The sequence below is a fragment of the Arthrobacter sp. BGA-UO-ETr-C19 genome (assembly GCF_059568005.1).
The window spans coordinates 173,766-192,031 of sequence record NZ_JCAQPC010000006.1; the positions used below are offsets into that span (position 1 = coordinate 173,766).

Annotated in this window: 13 protein-coding genes; 5 read left to right on the forward strand and 8 right to left on the reverse strand. The window is 62.3% G+C overall.

Annotated features, from left to right (window positions below):
* Positions 1-5,986: 5,986 nt before the first annotated feature.
* The 8 genes from AC57BR_RS01835 to rpmH all read right to left on the reverse strand — a co-directional run bounded on the left by AC57BR_RS01835 (position 5,987) and on the right by rpmH (position 11,694).
* Positions 5,987-7,267 carry a ParB/RepB/Spo0J family partition protein gene (locus AC57BR_RS01835; protein WP_496358079.1) on the reverse strand — a complete coding sequence of 427 codons (1,281 nt, stop codon included), beginning with the start codon at positions 7,265-7,267 and terminating at the stop codon, positions 5,987-5,989.
* Between the two features lie 67 nt (positions 7,268-7,334).
* The gene (locus AC57BR_RS01840) at positions 7,335-8,387 is read right to left on the reverse strand and encodes a ParA family protein (protein ID WP_496358080.1); all 1,053 of its coding nucleotides are present in this window, start codon (positions 8,385-8,387) and stop codon (positions 7,335-7,337) included.
* An 85-nt stretch (positions 8,388-8,472) separates the two neighbouring features.
* A complete protein-coding gene (gene rsmG / locus AC57BR_RS01845; protein ID WP_496358118.1) occupies positions 8,473-9,123 on the reverse strand; it encodes a 16S rRNA (guanine(527)-N(7))-methyltransferase RsmG in 651 nt (216 codons plus the stop codon).
* Between the two features lie 19 nt (positions 9,124-9,142).
* The gene (locus tag AC57BR_RS01850; RefSeq protein ID WP_314192243.1) at positions 9,143-9,706 is read right to left on the reverse strand and encodes a Jag family protein; all 564 of its coding nucleotides are present in this window, start codon (positions 9,704-9,706) and stop codon (positions 9,143-9,145) included.
* The gene (gene yidC, locus AC57BR_RS01855; protein WP_496358081.1) at positions 9,706-10,686 is read right to left on the reverse strand and encodes a membrane protein insertase YidC; all 981 of its coding nucleotides are present in this window, start codon (positions 10,684-10,686) and stop codon (positions 9,706-9,708) included. The genes AC57BR_RS01850 and yidC overlap by 1 nt, the downstream gene beginning before the upstream one ends.
* Positions 10,687-10,702: 16 nt before the next feature.
* Complete coding sequence (gene yidD / locus AC57BR_RS01860) at positions 10,703-11,098, reverse strand: membrane protein insertion efficiency factor YidD (RefSeq protein ID WP_496358082.1); 396 nt, start codon at positions 11,096-11,098, stop codon at positions 10,703-10,705.
* Positions 11,091-11,516 (reverse strand): ribonuclease P protein component, encoded by a 426-nt coding sequence (rnpA, locus tag AC57BR_RS01865; RefSeq protein ID WP_496358083.1) that lies wholly within the window; start codon positions 11,514-11,516, stop codon positions 11,091-11,093. The genes yidD and rnpA overlap by 8 nt, the downstream gene beginning before the upstream one ends.
* Before the next feature lie 40 nt (positions 11,517-11,556).
* On the reverse strand, positions 11,557-11,694 hold the full coding sequence (gene rpmH, locus AC57BR_RS01870; RefSeq protein ID WP_003800212.1) for a 50S ribosomal protein L34: 138 nt from the start codon (positions 11,692-11,694) through the stop codon (positions 11,557-11,559).
* A 473-nt stretch (positions 11,695-12,167) separates the two neighbouring features.
* On the opposite strand from rpmH, the gene dnaA reads away from it, so the two are divergent.
* From dnaA to AC57BR_RS01895, 5 genes are all read left to right on the forward strand, one after another.
* Positions 12,168-13,589 carry a chromosomal replication initiator protein DnaA gene (gene dnaA / locus AC57BR_RS01875; protein WP_377994851.1) on the forward strand — a complete coding sequence of 474 codons (1,422 nt, stop codon included), beginning with the start codon at positions 12,168-12,170 and terminating at the stop codon, positions 13,587-13,589.
* A gap of 537 nt (positions 13,590-14,126) precedes the next feature.
* Positions 14,127-15,251: a DNA polymerase III subunit beta gene (gene dnaN, locus AC57BR_RS01880; RefSeq protein WP_306920122.1), complete on the forward strand. Its 1,125-nt coding sequence runs from the start codon at positions 14,127-14,129 to the stop codon at positions 15,249-15,251.
* Positions 15,252-15,365: 114 nt separating this feature from the next.
* On the forward strand, positions 15,366-16,250 hold the full coding sequence (gene gnd, locus AC57BR_RS01885; protein WP_496358084.1) for a phosphogluconate dehydrogenase (NAD(+)-dependent, decarboxylating): 885 nt from the start codon (positions 15,366-15,368) through the stop codon (positions 16,248-16,250).
* A 60-nt stretch (positions 16,251-16,310) separates the two neighbouring features.
* Positions 16,311-17,513 carry a DNA replication/repair protein RecF gene (gene recF / locus AC57BR_RS01890; protein ID WP_496358085.1) on the forward strand — a complete coding sequence of 401 codons (1,203 nt, stop codon included), beginning with the start codon at positions 16,311-16,313 and terminating at the stop codon, positions 17,511-17,513.
* Entirely contained in the window at positions 17,500-18,057 is a 558-nt protein-coding gene (locus AC57BR_RS01895; protein WP_496358086.1) for a DciA family protein, read from the forward strand. Before recF ends, AC57BR_RS01895 begins: the two co-directional genes overlap by 14 nt.
* The last annotated feature ends 209 nt before the right edge of the window (positions 18,058-18,266 follow it).

Below are 18,266 nucleotides of genomic sequence, written 5' to 3' on the forward strand. Positions count from 1 at the left end.
GCCACGAATGGGCCCGCAGCAGCGCATCTACGCGGTCTTCTTCTTGCTGCCTCCCAGTCCCTGCCGGGGGGCAGCACGTAAAGGAGACCAGACCATACCGGGGAATCACTAGCAACGCCGGCTAGCTTCCCCTGAGACAGGCGCGCATCACGTGGTCCATTCAGGATTCCAAGCGTTCAATCAGCCCAGCCGCCCTTGCAGCGGAGTCCATCTTGACCCATCTCTCCGGACCGCGGCACCTGGCGGCGGCTCCCCACGCGCGGCTGAGTGCTCTCCCTGAGACTCAGAATCGCCGGGCGGGGAACTCCGCTGAAGACCTATTGGACCGTAGTGTTTCACGTGAAACACGACTGCCCCACCACCGTAGTCACACGGCCCACCACCGACTGCCTCCTTCATTATGGGAAAGGTCATGTACACATCCCCAAGTTCCTCTCCTCTCGCCCAGGCGGCCCACTCCGACATCCACCACGTACAAGGCCGTACAGACGGAGTCTGCCCCCTTCTCTGCTCTCATCAGCTCGGAAACATGCCGGCTCTCAGCGCACGCCCTTATCGCGGTGTTGCGTCGCCCAAACCCTGACTTCCGAGTCATGCCCTTTGGGGAGTGAGAAGTCGCTGTCACCGCTTGACGCGCCTAGACCCGAGTGACACGGAACAAGACATGTCGCGAAACAACAAGACCAACGACATTTCGCTAGTCTCCGATGTCCCGCATTTCCGGATTAGATGATCTTGAACAGCGACCTCTGGCCACCAGAAGCGTCCACCGGAGGCGGTATCCAACGTATAAAAGTGGCTAACTGAGCAAACGCCTCGCATGCTCACACCCGACTGCTCCGGGAAACTCGAAGTTCCTCTGCATGACCCATCTTCGAGGAACCTAAATTCGCCATACTGTGCACCGATGACACCGATTCAATTGGGCTGCACTCACTGCGCCCTCAAATGACTAGGGCACTTACCGGAACATACACTCGTACTTGGTGGCGTTCGGTCAATGAAAAGCACACCGCACAGCGCCACAGTCGCCTGCCAAGAAGCATGCAAGCAGCCCCATCGCACGCGTGTACCAACGAATGCGGCCCGGAACAATGCAGCTCTTGCCGGAACCCGTCGAGATGCTTCGAGTCGTCGTCGACGGACACTGGCACTCGAATGCTGCACTCCAAGGTCAGCGTGGACAATGAATGCACGACGCTCCATCGATATTCCGTTGGCAGCGTACGCGTGGTGCTCGCTCCGGTAGGGTTTCAGGCAGCGAGAACGACGCTGGCTTCCTGGCACGAGATCGAACCCTCGCGGGCGTTTCACGTGAAACACTGCAGCCGGGGTCGTGCCGCTCGAAGTTGGGCAGAACACAGACAAGTCGCCATGCCCCTCAAGGCGTTCGCAAAGCAGCCTCGCTGGCATCATCAACGCTCTTCCGCCCCACAAGCTTGATGCCTACTTCCACCCGCTCGTACAAGCGTAGGTGCAACCCGCATTCGTATTCCGCGGTGCGCCTTCCACGGCACGCCCTCCGCGGAGCGCGAACCTCTCCGATGCCATCTGGCGCATTCAGCCAAAATGCGTCCCGCCGACCACGGAGGGCACTGCCTGCTGTGAAGCTTCAATCAGCGCAAATGACGCTTCGTTCAGTACAGCAGCCAGTGACATCCGAAATTGACTCTGAGTTGGAAAGGTTCAGGGCCTGGTGCGCACCAATGTTTCACGTGAAACGCGCCGACAGGAATGAGAGGCCCTTGAGCCAGCAATCCACAGGACAAGCCCCCGGCCCGACTTGAGGTACTCAAGCCCTCGGATGGGCTCACCGCGCACTGGACGCCCCCAGCAGATGCTGTGAACACGACGCCTCAGTCACGTTGTCCCCTCGGGTCACCAGGATCGCGGCCCAGAGGACCGAACATTGCGCTGCAGGTTTCCTTACACTCGACGACTTCGATTCGATCACCGCACGTCCATTCAAAGAAGTCTCCTACCGCGTCCTCTAACGACCGCTGGGCCTTCCACGTCAGCAACAGACGGCCGAATTCATAGTCATCAGCCGGCCGCGGTCCTGTGAGACGGGCGACTTCATAGCCATCAGTCGGTGCCGCACTGACAGGAGGCGGATACCGACAGAGCCACTGCTCACCACACACGAAGGAATGCGAATCAAACTGATCATCTGACGCCGGCTCGGTACGCGGCCTCGAACGCAAAAGGAAGATTGCCCGCATACCTCGACGATGCCCGGCTCCTCGCAACCGCACCATCGAAACAAGATAGAAGTGGACGAGTCGGGGATAGGGCAAGAGCGTCAACAGACGCACATTTGTGACACGCCGTACCGTTCTCGTTGCCAGAGCAGAACCGGCCCAGGGCGACAGACCAATCAACGGACCACGGCGCCAACGCCGGGGCGGTCGGACTACATGAAGGTACCGTATCGATTGCAGCATAGAGAACACCCGGCGCCGCATCACAAGCAGGATTTCTTCCCGACGGCGTTCAGGCCAAGGCATGCGCCGGATGGCGCGCTGTGCACGTGGAAGACTTGGGGCGCCTGCTGCCGCCCGAATGTAAGGCACCCGAGCATGGCGCTCTTCTCCGGCAGAGCCGCTGCCCACACCGTCGAATTTCACGTCCTAGTACTGTGGCTAACGCGCCACTGGACGGCCCTAAGGTTCACGGCGACCGTACGAATACCATCAGCCTATCCAGCAAGAATCGGCAGGTGTGCCACGACCTGGTTACGCGGCAGCTCTATCAACGTCATTGGTCGAGACCTCGCCACCCGGCGCCGGGGCTTGAATGGCTATTCCGGAGTCGTGCCTTCTCGTTCGGTCAGGCATCAACGAGGGATCGGTCGGGATCGGAGACCTCCGGTGTGGCCGCTCCCAAAACTGATCCGAAGGGCCACTCGGGGACCGAGGAATGACAGATCAAGAGGCGTGCCAAGCGCCCGTCATGTGGCTATGTAGTGAGACTCACCATGACATTATTCACAGTCTTATCCACAGCGGAATCCACACGGTTATCCACAGCCGGTCGCTCACTCCTGTGGAGAAGCAGGAGCGTACCGTGAGGAGTATCACAGCGCGTCCTGTTACGGACGCCCGCACGGCAGAGTTGCGCCGCAGTATTTGGTGTGGAAGTGCGGATGCAGATCCCACGGAGTTGTGCTGCTAGTCACCGAGTAAGAAACCCATTTAATTCGATGATGGTCCTCTGTTACGCCCCAAAATGCAGGAGCACACCAGCAGGCTAGTGCTGATGCAGCGTTTCACGTGAAACACTCCCATAGGACGGCGACGCGACTCGACGCGACTGGGCCCGACTGAATCCACCGACGCGAGCGGTGGGCGCCGGGAGCTGTGTCATATCCCCAGCCTTATCCACATAGTTATCCACAGCTTTATCCACCGGCTTATCACCAGCGGCAAGAGTCAGAAAACCGGGTCTGTGGTCCGTGATTCTGCAGCATTCGGACGGCACGCTCTAGCATCACGGCACTCGACCAGCACCTAAAATATTGGATTCACTAGCTGGCGGACGACACCGGTTGGCGCGATGGGACAGCGACTGTGGAGTACCCGAATTGAGAACGAGTGCGGCCCCTGGGCGGGGAGAGAGGGGTCAGTTACATCGGCAGCCTGGCACCCGGATCCATCATTTCGGGCCCGGCTCTATTTCCTTAGAGCCTGGGGCGAATGCCCAGCGCGTTGGTGACGACTTCCCATCCGCGAGGGCGGACGCAGGCCGGCTCCGATTCCATGAACGGGCCATCATTCACGCCGGGAACAAGCTGGCGATTGCAGCCTGGCCGTACTGCTGTCCATCGGCGGACGCGCGCCGGGGGATTGGGCCCGAGGAACATACGTGCGGCGCGTCCGACTCGCTGGCACGACGCCGAACATGCGGCCAACGTGTTTCACGTGAAACGCGGCCTTGGCCCAGCAACGCTAAAGGAACGATGTGGCGCTCACAATGTACGCGACCCCTTCAGCAGGCAGCGGCCGCTTGATCACGCGGAAAGTATGCTTGGAGGAGGCATGTTCGAAATGACCGGGGGCCGTCAAGCGGGTCTCGCGGTAGCCGCAGATATGGGGAGGCAGAAAGGCAAGCGGCGGAGCTGGCACGAAGACCTTGAAGCGACCGAACGCGAGCCTGCCGATACGCCACGATCGCCCAAACGAGGAAGGCAGACCGTAGCAGTACCGGACCCCAAGCCCAACTTGTCCTGGAGCATCCCGGATATCAAAACTTCCAGCTACGAAACGCGCACAAGTCAACGAACTGCGAGCCCACCCGCAGCAGCTCCGTCCGTCCCTCTAGCTCGCTGTCAGCCCAGCAGCACCGATATTCGGGACGTCGGCCTCCGCGCCCTTTGCCGGGCCCACGCCTGCGTCTCCTCTCAGACGCCCCTGGGAGGTGGACCATGCCATGGCGCGCCTGCGCACTGCACGACCAGCTCCACTCCATGCGTGTATTGGCTTAGCGGCAACGTTTGGAGGCTCAGGAGGGCCGAGCTCACAGGCTTGCGGCGCTTGTTTCACGTGAAACACGCGTCGCGCGAGGACGGGCCGCACGGTCCTGTCGTCCTAGGTGCCAATGACGGCACCTGACGTTTCACGTGAAACGAAGGAGACGCGAAGCCGAAGCACCTGCACGTGACGGCGACGCAGAAGAGGTTTCCCGCTCCACCAGACACGGAACCAGTACGCAGCGAGCTGTACGGTTTGCAGCCCCTGCAGCTACGGATTGCGCGCTGGAGACTCGCAGACTACAGGCGATGTGAAGCGCTTCCCCGACGAGACGAGTGGCAGCCGCGCAAAGGACTGGACGTTGGAGGCCAAACGTGAGCAGGATGCAGGGACGCAGCCCAAGCTGCAGCGACGCCGCTGCAGCGTGGGACACGCGATGCCCGAGAGCTCGCCTGCGCCTAGAGCGTCAGTTACTGCAACATGAGCAGCGAATCAGAGGCAGAATCACCGCGAAATCACTCAAAATCTGGAGCCGATCAGGCCGCTGGCGCACAGGTCTTATCCTGTTTCACGTGAAACAGGATGAGACCATTGGTGCACCACACCCAAAAAGTCCACTTTGCGGCGCAGCACAGCAGCGTGCCGCATCGAGAATCGTGGATTTCCACATCATGACGATATGGCACGCACGATTCCGTCTTCGATCTTCCCTCAACGCCAGACTCCAAGCCCATCCAACCGCTGGATGAACCGCAAAGCGCCTGGCCATCCAGCACCGCGGTGAGCACGGAAGCGAGCTGCGCGACGTCAGGGCGGCTCCAGCGAACCACTGAGGGCTTTAGGGACGAGTCGACCGGACGAAAGTCGGTCGACCTCCAGTCCCGACGTATGGAGGGCGCATAAGACGGGCTACGGTCCAAGGATGGGCAACTCGCGGGCTGCCTGCAAACCCCACTAATAGGCGCCGAAAGCGGTCGAGAGCCCCGCCGGGGTCGTCGGGAAGCCTCGGACATCGACCTGAACGCGAACAGCCCTGGCACAGTGAATGCCCCAGCGCACTCCGGTTCTCTCCGTACGGCACCCCCGGGGCTTCCACGGACCCTCTATGCAGTGGAGCTATCCGTCCGGGGAGGCCATCATCCGGCGGACTCTACATGTAAAGCGGGTTGAAGAGGACCGCATCGGCGCTAAGGTACCAAACTTTTGCTTCGGCACACCGGCAGCCATTAGATGTTCCGCGCTCGAAAGAGGAGCAACTTCCATGGATGCCCGTTGAGCGCTTTATCCACCGTAGGTTGGCTTCACCGACGGCTTTATGCAACCAACACACGAGGACTGACCACCCGGAGGAGCAGACCAGTAGCCCGCTAGCCGGCTTGCAATCCATCCTGGCGCCACGATCATTGGCAGAGCTGCGATCACCGATTAAGGGGCGCCAACCCCCGTCGTCAGGATCGGTACAAAGGAATTGAAAAGGGCCCGTTCATATGAACGGACCCTGATCTTCGACGAATACCTTAGTTCTCGCCCCCCGGAGCGAGGACGTCCATGATGCGGTTGAGGTCTTCAACACTCGCGAACTCGATACTCACGCGGCCCTTGCGCGCGCCGAGCGAGATCTTCACGTTGGTGTCGAGCCTGTCGGAGAGCGAGGAGGCCAGGTAATCCAGCCGCTCGTGTCTTGCGCCCGGGCGGGGGATGTTGTTCTTCGCGGGCGTCGCGGGTTCACGATGGAGCGTGACGGCTTCCTCGGTTGCACGGACCGACATGCCTTCAGCCACGATCTTCTGGGCCAGACGTTCCATGGACGCTGCGTCAGGAAGCGCGAGGAGAGCCCGGGCGTGGCCGGCCGAGAGAACATTGGCTGCTACACGACGCTGGACCAGCGGGGGGAGCTTCAACAGCCGCAGAGTGTTGGAGACCTGTGGGCGCGAACGTCCGATCCGGTCAGCCAGCTGCTCGTGTGTCGTACCAAAGTCCTCCAGCAGCTGCTGGTACGCGGCGGCCTCTTCGAGCGGATTCAGCTGGCTGCGGTGCAGGTTCTCCAAAAGCGCGTCACGAAGCAGGTCATCATCCGTCGTGTCACGGACAATAGCCGGGATCGTGGGGAGTCCGGCGGCCTGAACTGCACGCCACCGACGCTCACCCATCACCAGTTCGTACGGTTCTCCACCCTCTTCGGTTGAAGTACGCACCACAATTGGCTGGAGGACGCCTATTTCCCGAACAGAGTGAACAAGCTCCGCCATGTCGTCCTCATCGAAGACGGTACGCGGCTGTTTGCGGTTGGGATGGATATCAGTGACCGGGATTTCGGCGAACCGGACGCCTGGCACCTCGACGAGTTCGACGTCGTCGTCCAGGACAGCAGCGGCGTCTGCCTTCTGCCCGCCGGCGGCAACCTGGGCTGAAGCAACATCGTCCTGAGGCTCGTCCGCTGCGGATGTGTCCGGACGAACGGCCTCGGACTTCTCAGCATCCTTGCCGCCCTTGGCCGCACCCCGGGAAGCGGCGGTCTTCGCCGCAGACTTGGCAGGAGTTGCATCCTTCGCATCCGCGTCGGCCGACTCGGCAGCTTCAACCGGAGCCTTCCGGCCGGACCGGCTTGCCGGCGCTTCGTCGAGGACAGACTTGTCCGGCTCTGCGGCAGGGACGGGTTCAGCCGTCTTGCGCGCCTCCGGGAAGAAGAGATCCACAGGGCGCGACGGAGCTGCTCCGTTACCCGAAGCGCCTGCGGAAGCGGAACTTGGAATGAGTGCGCCAAGACCGCGACCGAGCCCGCGTCGCTTATCGCTCATGGATGATTCCCTCCATCGGAAGAGCCCGGCTATGCCGGGCTCCGGCTGTTGCTGTGTTTGGAAAATTCTAACGCTCAGCGATTTCCGCTGCGGCTTCCAGGTAGGACAACGCGCCGCTGGAGGATGGATCGTAGGTCATGACAGTCTGCTGGTAGCTCGGCGCTTCGGAGATCCGCACGGAGCGCGGGACGACGGCGTCAAGGACCTGCTCCGGGAAGTGCTGCCGGACTTCGGCTGCGACCTGGGCGGCCAGGTTGGTCCGCCCGTCGTACATGGTCAGCAGGATGGTGGAGACTTCCAGATCCGCATTCAGGTGCTTCTGGATCATCTCAATGTTCTTCAGCAGCTGGCTCAGGCCCTCGAGTGCGTAGTACTCGCACTGGATGGGAATGAGTACCTCGCCGGCCGCACAGAAGGCGTTGACCGTCAGCAGTCCCAGGCTGGGCGGGCAGTCAATGAAGATGTAGTCCAGCCGCTGCTCGCCCTTCTTCTGCCGGGCTTTGGCGTAAACGTCGATGGCGCGGCGCAGGCGCTGTTCCCGCGCCACCAGCGAGACCAGTTCGATCTCGGCGCCGGCCAGGTGGATGGTTGCCGGCGCGCAGATGAGGTTGCTGATGTCCGGGCACTGGGCCACCACATCCTCAAGCGCCATGTCGTTGATCAGCACATCGTAGATGCTGTCGACGTCGGCATGGTGCTCAATGCCCAGAGCTGTGGACGCGTTGCCCTGCGGGTCGATGTCGATGACCAGCACGTTCAGGCCGGCCGCCGCCAGGGCCGCAGCGATGTTGACCGTGGTAGTGGTTTTACCCACTCCACCCTTTTGGTTTGAAACCGTGAAGATTCGTGTCTTCTCCGGTTTAGGCAGGTTGCGGCCGAGGAGCCGCTCCCGCCGGCGGTTCTCGTGCGCGAGTTCCCGGGCGATGGGGCTCGAGTCGTCGAGCGTGTCCAGGACGTTGCCACGGGCCGCAGTTTCACGTGAAACCTTGGCAACACCCGTGCCTGCAACCGGATTGAATTGATTTGCCGTTGTAGCGACCGGTGATACGCCAAAGGCACGCGCCGACCCCAGGGACACGAACGGGGGGATCCGCTGCGTGGAGGTTTCGCTACTGGTCACTGGGACACACTCACTCTCGTTCGGCTTTCACTGCCGTTCTCTAGCCTAACCGCTACACCCAAAGGACCCGCGGCACCTTGCGGGGCTAGGCGCTCTTTTGGGTCTTCTTAACTACGATCCGGACCACCGTCGTGGGTTCCTCGAGCAGGTCCTGGCCAACGGTGACCACCGAAGTCTCCACGCCGCCAAGCTTGCGGATGGCCTTGGCTGCTTTCTCGATCTCCTCGGCGGCACTGCGGCCCTTGATGGCCACGACTTCACCCTCACCGCCGAGCAGCGGAATGGTGAGGCCTGCAAGGTTACTCAGCGCGGACACTGCCCGGGCGGTCACGACGTCGGCCGTCACCATCCCCACGGCAAGTTCGGCACGTGTGCGCATAACCGTGACGTTACTCAAACCCAGGTCGTCAACCACTTCCTGCAGCCAGATCACCCGGCGTTCCAGCGGTTCGATGAGGGTCAGTTCCAGGTCAGGACGGGCAATGGCCAGGCAGAGGCCCGGAAGTCCGGCGCCGCTTCCGACGTCGGCCACGTGGCTGCCCTGGGCAATTTCACTTTCGATCACCGCACAGTTAAGGACATGGCGTCCCCAGAGCCTGGGGATTTCCCGCGGACCAATCAGTCCGCGCTCGGTCCCGGACGTCGCCAGGTGTTCGACATACCGTTCAGCCAAGCCCAGGCGGTCGCCGAAGATCTTCTCCGCCGCCTGGCGCTCGGCAGCCGTAAGTTCAACCATCAGTACGTCAGCCAACGGCTCAGTCGGCGGAAACGACGATGTGCCGGCCTGCACCCTCGCCCTCGGACTCGCTGACGAATCCAAGGTCGGCGACGGCGTCGTGGACGATCTTCCGCTCGTAGGCGCTCATGGGCTCCAGCGCAACGGCCTCGCCGGTTTCCTTGACGCTGGCGACGGCGTCCTCGGCGATCTTCTGCAGGTGGCCCGCACGTTCCTTGCGGTAGCCGTTGATGTCAAGCACCAGGCGCGAGCGGTTTTCCGTTGCGGAAAGAACGGAGAGCCGGGTCAGTTCCTGAAGGGCTTCCAGCACCTCACCGTCGCGACCCACGAGGCTCTCGAGCCCGGCGGACTCTTCCTCGGTCACGATCGAGATGTAGGTGCGTCCGTTCCGGACCTCAATGTCAATGTCGCCGTCGATGTCGGCAATGTCGAGCAGTTCCTCAAGGTAGTCGGCGGCGACGTCGCCCTCTTCTTCCAGGCGGCTTGCCGACGTGCCCTTGCCCGCGTTCACGGTGCCGGCAACGGAGTCCTGGTCTTCGCTGGCCTCAGCGGAAAGTGCGTGTTCAGAGCTCTCAACAGACATTACTTCTTCTTCCTGTTCTTACGTTGTGGCTGAGTGCGCTGCGTCCGGGCCTGCGCAACCGCAGCGGCGGCAGCTGCTTCGGTTTCGGCGTCGGCCTTCTTGCCGCCCAGGATGGGAAGGGCCGGAAGGCCCTTGGCGGCACGGCGCTCGGCGAGGGCCTTAGCGGCGGGGGATCCCGGCGTCGGCATGCGGCGGATGACAAAGAACTGCTGGCCCATGGTCCACAGGTTGGTGGTAGTCCAGTAGATCAGGACACCGATGGGGAAGTTGATGCCGCCCACACCGAAGACGATGGGCAGGATGTACAGCATCATCTTCTGCTGGCGCATGAAGGGGCTGGCCATGGCCTCTTCGGACATGTTCTTCGCCATGATCTGCTTTTGCGTGATGAACTGCGACGCCGTCATGGCCAGGATCATCACGATGGAGAGGATCCACACCGCAACCACGTTGCCGCCCGGGGGCGTGCCGTGAAGGAGGGTCGCTGACAGCGGGGCCCCGAAGATGCTGGACTTGTCGAACTGAACCACCTGATCATGGCTCATGGCGCCGATGCCCTCTCCGCTGTTGGCGGCACCGGTGATGCCGGAGAGCACCTGGAACAGCGCAAAGAAGAACGGCATCTGGATGAGCATCGGGAGGCAGGCCGAGAACGGGTTGGTGCCGTGCTTCTTGTACAGGGCCATCTGCTCCTGCGCCATGGCCTGGCGGGAAAGCTGATCGGTCTTGCCCTTGTACTTGTCCTGCATCTTCTTCAGGTCGGGCTGCAGCAGCTGCATCCCGCGCTGGGCCTTGATCTGCTTGACGAACACAGGGATCAGGGCGGCACGGATGACCAACACCAGGCCGATGATGGACAGCGTCCAGGTCCAGCCGTTCGCGGCCGGCAGGCCGATGAAGCTCAATCCGTCATGGAAGCCGACCATAATGACTGAGACCAGCCACTTGAACGGGGCCATGATTGTTCCAAAGAAGTCCATACGATTTCCCTATTCGTCAGGCCGCAGCGCGGCCTTCTTCATCAGTCTGAGCAGCCAGGTACTTGTCCGGGTTATTCAGCACAACAATTGTGGGGGTCTGGTTTTCAGGCCATTCCCGGTGGCCGGCGGGGACATGGTCCACGCCACCGGCGTTCCACGGGTGGCAGCGTGCCAGGCGCCTGGCTGCGAGCCAACTGCCCTTGACGGCGCCGTGGACTGTGACTGCTTCAAGCGCGTAGGCCGAGCAGGAGGGAAAGAAACGGCAGACCTGGCCGTACAAGGGCGAAACCACCTTGCGGTAGGCCAGAAGCAGAAGAATGAGGATGTTGCGGGGCAGGTTCCAGATGAAGCTGCCCGCGGCCGCTGCCGCGGACTTGAGGGAACGGACGACGGCGGCAGTCGGGTCAAGCACGCTGTGTCCCTTCCTGTGTTGTTGCGTCCGGTGGCGTTCCAGCTGGCCGTTTTCCGGTCACCGCCGGAAGGCGGCCAGCCAGCCGCCTCATGGTGTTTTCCAAGGCGGCGTTGTAATCCGCCAGGAGTTCATCCCAGCTGGCTGTTGCGGAGGCGGGCAGAGCACGCACCACAATAGCGAATCCGGTGCCGTACTCGTGCAACGAGACCGCGCCGGCTTCTCTAAGTCTCCTCTTAACGAGGTTCCTGGCAACAGCGTTCCCGACAGCTTTGGAAACGATGAACCCGATGCGGCTGGGTTCGCCGGCTCCAATAGTTGCCGTATATAACACTACGTTCCGGCGTCCATTGCGGACGCCGGAACGTACAGTTGTTGAAAAATCGGTTGAAGTCCTCAGGCGGTTCCGGGTGGCAAGCACCGCTAATCTCGCAGAAGGAAGAAGACCGACAAGTCAGTATTTAGGCCGACAGTTCGGTGCGGCCCTTGCCACGGCGGGCGGCCAGAATGGCACGGCCGGCACGGGTGCGCATACGAAGGCGGAAGCCGTGCTTCTTGGCCCGACGGCGGTTATTCGGCTGAAAAGTCCGCTTGCTCACGTTAGTTACTCCAGTGGATCAAAGGTGCGCCCACCCGATCAGTAAAGGGGAAGAACTGGCCGACGCTAAGTTTTGTATGTGTCTGCTTCCCCTGGATTTCCCGGAACACGCTGAGCGTCCGGAAGTCCAAAATGGGTTCAGAAAGCAGGCACAAAGGACTCCACAACGGTAGGGCAAAACGCCGCCGGGAGTCAAACCAGCAGGCCATCCGGCGTGTTTCCCCAGCTGTGGCTAACGGGGTGCCGAACCTGTGGATGAAGTGGCTCACCACCGCCGTTTTCGAACCACAACGGTGTAATTATCCACAAGGCACTTCCCAGCTATCTTCTAGGCTTTTCATCCCCTAGAGTGTCCCAGTAGCCGATTATCCACGGACTGTGCATAACCCTGTGGATTAAGCCGGGCCAGCACCCTGGTTTCCGGGCTTGCGGCTGCATGTAATGCAGGCAGCAAGCTTTGAGGAACCAAATTTGATGACAGTAGACGAAGCCAACCACGCCAACACTGTCGGAAGTTCCTGGCGGCGCGTGGTGAATCTTCTCGAACAGGACGACCGCGTTTCGCCCCGGCAACGCGGCTTTGTCATCCTCGCGCAGGCCCAGGGCCTCATCGGTTCCACCCTTCTCGTCGCGGTGCCGAACGAACTGACCCGGGAAGTGCTCCAGACGCAGGTCAAGGACGCTCTCGACGACGCGCTCCGCAACGTCTTCTCGGATGACATCCGTTGCGCGATCGATGTCGACACCGACCTGGTGCCCATCCATGAGGAGCCGGAACCCGCCGTCGAGCTTTCCCTCGCGAACGATCCCTCCATCGAGCAGAAGCCGCAGCCCATGCTGCCGAGCACCTCGCACGAATTCGGCCGCCTCAATCCCAAGTACGTTTTCGACACCTTCGTGATCGGCTCCTCCAACCGGTTTGCCCATGCCGCCGCCGTTGCCGTGGCAGAAGCCCCCGCCAAGGCCTACAACCCGCTGTTCATTTACGGTGACTCGGGTCTGGGCAAGACACACCTGCTGCACGCCATCGGCCACTACGCCCGGCGCCTCTACAGCGGGATCCGCGTCAGGTACGTCAACTCCGAGGAATTCACCAACGACTTCATCAACTCGATCCGTGACGATGAAGGCGCCAGCTTCAAGACGACGTACCGCAACGTCGACGTCCTGCTGATCGACGACATCCAGTTCCTGGCCGGCAAGGACCGGACGCTGGAGGAGTTCTTCCACACGTTCAACTCGCTGCACAACAACAACAAGCAGGTTGTCATCACCTCGGATCAGCCGCCCAAGCTGCTGGCAGGGTTTGAGGACCGGATGAAATCCCGCTTCGAGTGGGGCCTGCTGACGGACATCCAGCCGCCCGAACTGGAAACCCGCATCGCCATCCTCCGGAAGAAGGCCCTCAGCGAAGGCCTTTCCGCCCCGGACGACGCCCTGGAGTACATCGCTTCGAAGATCGCCAGCAACATCCGCGAACTCGAAGGCGCCCTCATCCGGGTGACGGCGTTCGCCAGCCTCAACCGCCAGCCGGTGGACGTGGCCCTCGCGGAGATGGTGCTCAAGGACCTCATCACCGACGACGGCGCCCAGGAAATCACGTCGGGCCAGATCCTGCAGCAGACGGCTGACTACTTCAAGCTCAGCATGGAAGAGCTCTGCAGCAAGTCCCGGACCCGGACGCTGGTGACCGCACGGCAGATCGCCATGTACCTGTGCCGCGAGCTGACCGACATGTCGCTGCCCAAGATCGGCCAGGAGCTCGGCGGCCGCGACCACACCACCGTGATCCACGCCGACCGCAAGATCCGTGAGCTCATGGCTGAGCGGCGTGTGATTTACAACCAGGTCACCGAGCTCACCAACCGGATCAAGCAGCAGCAGCGCGACTCCTGATCCGCGGTTCTTAACCTTATTAACAGGTGCGTGTGGATAACCCTGTGGACAGTTAAGGGGACAACCGCGGTTAATGGGCTTAAAACCCTTAAGCCGTCTGTGGATCACCGAAACAGGCACAAAACGTTGTCCCCATCCACAGCCTGTTTAAAACGTGCCGAACCCACAGTCCATGAACAGGGCTTAACCGCGGATCCGAGCCGTGAAACCGGGTTATCCACAGTTTCCACAGCAGTTATTAACACTACTAATCCCAAAAAATTGAAATCCCTCAAACAACAATCTCCTTCCCCGACCTCCACGCACCGGCCAAAGCATCGGCCACTTGGCCGCCGGCGGAGCCGGCGTCACTGACGGGGATGGGGAAATCCTTGTAGTTCCGGCTAAGCTGTCTGCAGCGCTCCCATCCCTGGGTTTGTTTGCGGTCGGCCATGCGCGGACCATGCAGGTTCAGGGACTTGGGGGCAACGGTCTTGTGGGCTCCTTGAGAGTTCCCGTTCAAAAAATGGCAGCAGCAATGAAAGGCGGCACCCTTCCGTGAAGTTCAGAGTCGAACGGGACGTCCTGGCAGAAGCCGTCACATGGACAGCCCGGTCGTTGTCTCCGCGGCCGCCCGTACCCGTGCTCTCCGGCCTTCTTCTCAAGGCCGAATCCGGTACCGTCAGCCTGTCCAGCTTCGATTACGAGACCTCCGCAAGGCTTGAAATTCCTGCCGACATCCGGGAGGAAGGCACCATCCTGGTCTCCGGCCGCCTCCTGGCGGACATCTGCCGCAGCCTGCCCTCGGCGCCGGTGGACATCGAAACCGACGGCAACAAAGTGACTCTCACCTGCCGGCGAAGCAGCTTCCACCTGGCCACCATGCCCGAGGCTGAATACCCGCCGCTGCCTGCGCTGCCCACCATCACCGGGACTGTCGCCGGTGATGCGTTTGCCCAGGCTGTGTCCCAGGTGATCATCGCCGCGAGCAAGGACGACACTCTTCCCATCCTCACGGGCGTGCGGATGGAGATCGAGGACGACCTCATCACCCTCCTGGCCACGGACCGTTACCGGCTCGCCATGCGGGAAGTCCCCTGGAAGCCAGTTACCCCGGGCATCTCCACCAGTGCACTGGTCAAGGCCAAGACGCTGAACGAGGTTGCCAAGACTTTGGGCGGCAGCGGTGACATCAACCTCGCCATCGCCGACGACGACAGCCGACTCATCGGCTTTGAAAGCGGCGGCCGCACCACCACGTCGTTGCTGGTCGACGGCGATTATCCCAAGATCCGCTCGCTGTTCCCGGATTCCACGCCGATTCACGCCACCGTGCAGACCCAGGAGCTGGTGGAGGCCGTCCGGCGCGTCTCGCTCGTGGCCGAACGCAATACCCCGGTCCGGCTCGCGTTCACGCAGGGCCAGCTGCACCTCGACGCCGGCACCGGCGAGGACGCCCAGGCCTCCGAAGAGCTCGAAGCACAGCTGTCCGGCGATGACATCACTGTTGCCTTCAACCCGCATTACCTGGTTGAAGGCCTCAGCGTGATTGAGACCAAGTTTGTGCGCTTCTCCTTCACCACGGCACCGAAGCCCGCCATGATCACAGCGCAGAACGACGTCGACGGCGAGGACCAGGACGACTACCGCTACCTCGTGATGCCGGTGCGCCTGCCCAACTAAGCCACACCCAACCAGGTAGCAGCTGAGGGGCTTCTCAGCCTTCAGAACGCCCCGAGCTGCTACCCAGTTGGGTGGACCGCCATCCCTAACCATCCGCGCAGAAAAGAGTTCACGGTGCATATCGGACTGATCGGCCTTGGAAAAATGGGTTTCAACATGCGCGAACGGCTGCGCAAGGGCGGGATCGAGGTCACTGGCTTCGACCGCAACCCCGAGGTCACCGATGTGGCCACCACAGACGAACTCATCGCCGCACTTCCTGCGCCCCGCCTCATCTGGGTCATGGTTCCGGCCGGCGAAATCACAGACGCTGTCATCACCGAGCTCGGCGCCAAGCTGCAGCCCGGCGACATGGTGATCGACGGAGGCAACTCCCGCTTCACTGAGGACCAAAAGCATGCCGCCGCCCTGGCCGAAAAGGGCATCCGCTTCGCAGACTGCGGCGTCTCCGGCGGAGTCTGGGGCCTTCAGAACGGTTACGGGCTCATGGCCGGCGGCGACGCCGAGGACATCGAGCGTGCCCTTCCAGTCTTTGATGCGCTCCGTCCCGAAGGCGACCGCGCGGACAGCTTCGTCCATGTGGGCGGCGTCGGCGCAGGCCACTACGCCAAGATGGTGCACAACGGCATCGAGTACGGCCTGATGCAGGCTTACGCGGAAGGCTACGAACTACTCGCTGCCAAGGAAATCGTTACGGACCTCCCTGGAACCTTCCGCGCCTGGCAGAAGGGAACCGTTGTCCGGTCCTGGCTGCTGGACCTCATGGTGAAGGCCCTGGACGAGGATCCCGGACTGGCCTCGATCGACGACTACGTCGAGGACTCCGGTGAAGGCCGCTGGACCGTGGAGGAGGCCATCGCCAATGCGGTGCCGGCCCCCGCCATTACCGCAGCACTTTTTGCGCGTTTCGCCTCCCGCGAGGACAACTCGCCGGCGATGAAGATGGTGTCCGCGCTGCGCCACCAGTTCGGCGGACATGCCACCCGTCCGGCAAAGTAAAACCGTTTCCGGGTTCCGGCCGGCGTCCGGACCGGCGGTTCCCGAGAATTTGAAGATCGCGTGTACCTAGAACACCTGTCCCTGACCGACTTCCGCAGTTACGCCCAGGTGGATCTCCGGTTTGACCCGGGCGTCACGGTCCTGGTCGGTTCCAACGGAATCGGCAAGACCAACCTGATGGAAGCCATCGGATACCTGGCAACCCTCAGTTCGCACCGGGTCAGTGCCGACGGCCCGTTGCTCCGTTTTGGAACCGACCGTGCCCTGATCCGGGCAAAGCTGGTCCGGGGTGAACAATCCACCATCCTGGAGCTGGAAATCAACGGCGGCCGGGCCAACCGGGGACGCATCAACCGCAGCAACCCGGTCCGTGCGCGCGACCTGCTGGGCATCTGCCAAACGGTCCTGTTCGCTCCGGAGGACCTGGCGCTTGTCAAGGGTGATCCGTCGAACCGCCGCCGCTTCCTGGACGAGCTCCTGGTGAGCCTGATTCCCCGGCATGCCGCCACCCGCAGCGACTATGACCGCGTACTCAAACAGCGCAACGCACTGCTGAAGTCGGCACGGGCCGGAAAGTTCACCCCCGGCCATGAAGCTACCCTCGATGTCTGGGACCAGCACATGGCGCGCGCCGGAGCGGAGCTGCTCCACGCCAGGCTGGAACTCGTCGAGCGCCTGCGGCCGCACCTCAACAGTGCCTACGCTCAGCTCACCGATGGCTCCAAGGCCGCGGATGCGGTCTACCGCTCAACTTTGCAGAACATGATGGACGACGACGGCGAGCCGGCCAGCGCTTCGGCGGCACCGTCCGAGTCGGGAAACCCGGCGGAGGATCTCCGCTTGCTGTCCGTGGATGAACTTGCCGAACGCTACGTGCAGGCCTTCGCGGCGTCCCGCCGCAAAGAACTCGAACGGGGCATCTCGCTGGTGGGTCCGCACCGGGACGAGCTGGAACTCGTGCTGGGGCAGGCCCCGGCCAAGGGCTACGCCTCGCACGGTGAAACGTGGTCTATGTGCCTGTCCCTGCGGCTGGCGTCCTACTACGTCATGCTCGACGACGCCCGCACCGGAGGCTCAGCGCCGATCCTCATCCTGGACGACGTTTTCGCTGAACTTGATGTCCAGCGGCGGCGTAAACTGGCCGCAATAGTTGCCGGCGCCGAGCAGGTGCTGGTGACCGCCGCCGTCGACGCCGATATTCCGGACGAGCTTGCGGGCCGGCGGGTGAAGGTAATCCCGGGAGGAATCGATGAACAGGGATAAGGACGGCGGCCTGCAGCCAGGCCGCGATCCCGATGAAATCGATGCCGCCCAGGCGGCGCTGAACAGGATGCGTGAGGCAGCGGCAGCACGTGGGGAAGTCCGCCGGAAGGCGCCGCGTGCAGGCGCCGGTCAAAAACCGCGTACTGCAGCCCAGGGAACGCGGGGCTTCAGCCAGTTCCACTCCACCGGACGCGACCCCTTGGGACTGGGAAAAGTCGTGGGACGGCTGGTCGCCGAGCGCGGCTGGACCTCCCCGGTGGCCGTCGGCTCGGTCATGGCCGAGTGGCCGGCGCTTGTGGGGCCAGAAATCTCTGCCCACTGCACCCCGGAAAGCTTCACCGACACCACGCTTCATGTCAGGTGCGACTCCACGGCCTGGGCGACGCAGCTCCGGCTGCTCAGCATGAGCCTGCTCGAGAAGTTCCGCAGCGAACTCGGTGACGGCGTGGTCACCAGCATCCAGGTGCTGGGCCCGGCGGCACCTAACTGGCGCAAAGGCGGACGCACCGTCAACGGACGCGGACCCAGGGACACCTACGGATAACGGCACAACTGCGAACAGCCGGGGCTGAATCCGTCGGGTGCGGCTCCTTCCTATTGCGCCTTCCGGGGACAAAGCCCAAACGGCGTGCAGGGCGCTCAAACCGCCGTCGGCCGTATAGGAGTCCAAAAAGGGGACTGCTGGAGCCTTGCAGGCGGAGCCAATGGCCAGCGAGAGGCACATTGAGCCGCGTCGGTGCCCCGCCAATGCAG

Excerpts from the sequence above, each read along its gene's own strand:
- AC57BR_RS01835 (WP_496358079.1), bottom strand. The coding sequence starts at position 7,267 with ATGAGCGATAAGCGACGCGGGCTCGGTCGCGGTCTTGGCGCACTCATT.
- rsmG (WP_496358118.1), bottom strand. The coding sequence starts at position 9,123 with ATGGTTGAACTTACGGCTGCCGAGCGCCAGGCGGCGGAGAAGATCTTC.
- AC57BR_RS01850 (WP_314192243.1), bottom strand. The coding sequence starts at position 9,706 with ATGTCTGTTGAGAGCTCTGAACACGCACTTTCCGCTGAGGCCAGCGAA.
- yidC (WP_496358081.1), bottom strand. The coding sequence starts at position 10,686 with ATGGACTTCTTTGGAACAATCATGGCCCCGTTCAAGTGGCTGGTCTCA.
- dnaA (WP_377994851.1), top strand. The coding sequence starts at position 12,168 with ATGACAGTAGACGAAGCCAACCACGCCAACACTGTCGGAAGTTCCTGG.
- AC57BR_RS01895 (WP_496358086.1), top strand. The coding sequence starts at position 17,500 with ATGAACAGGGATAAGGACGGCGGCCTGCAGCCAGGCCGCGATCCCGAT.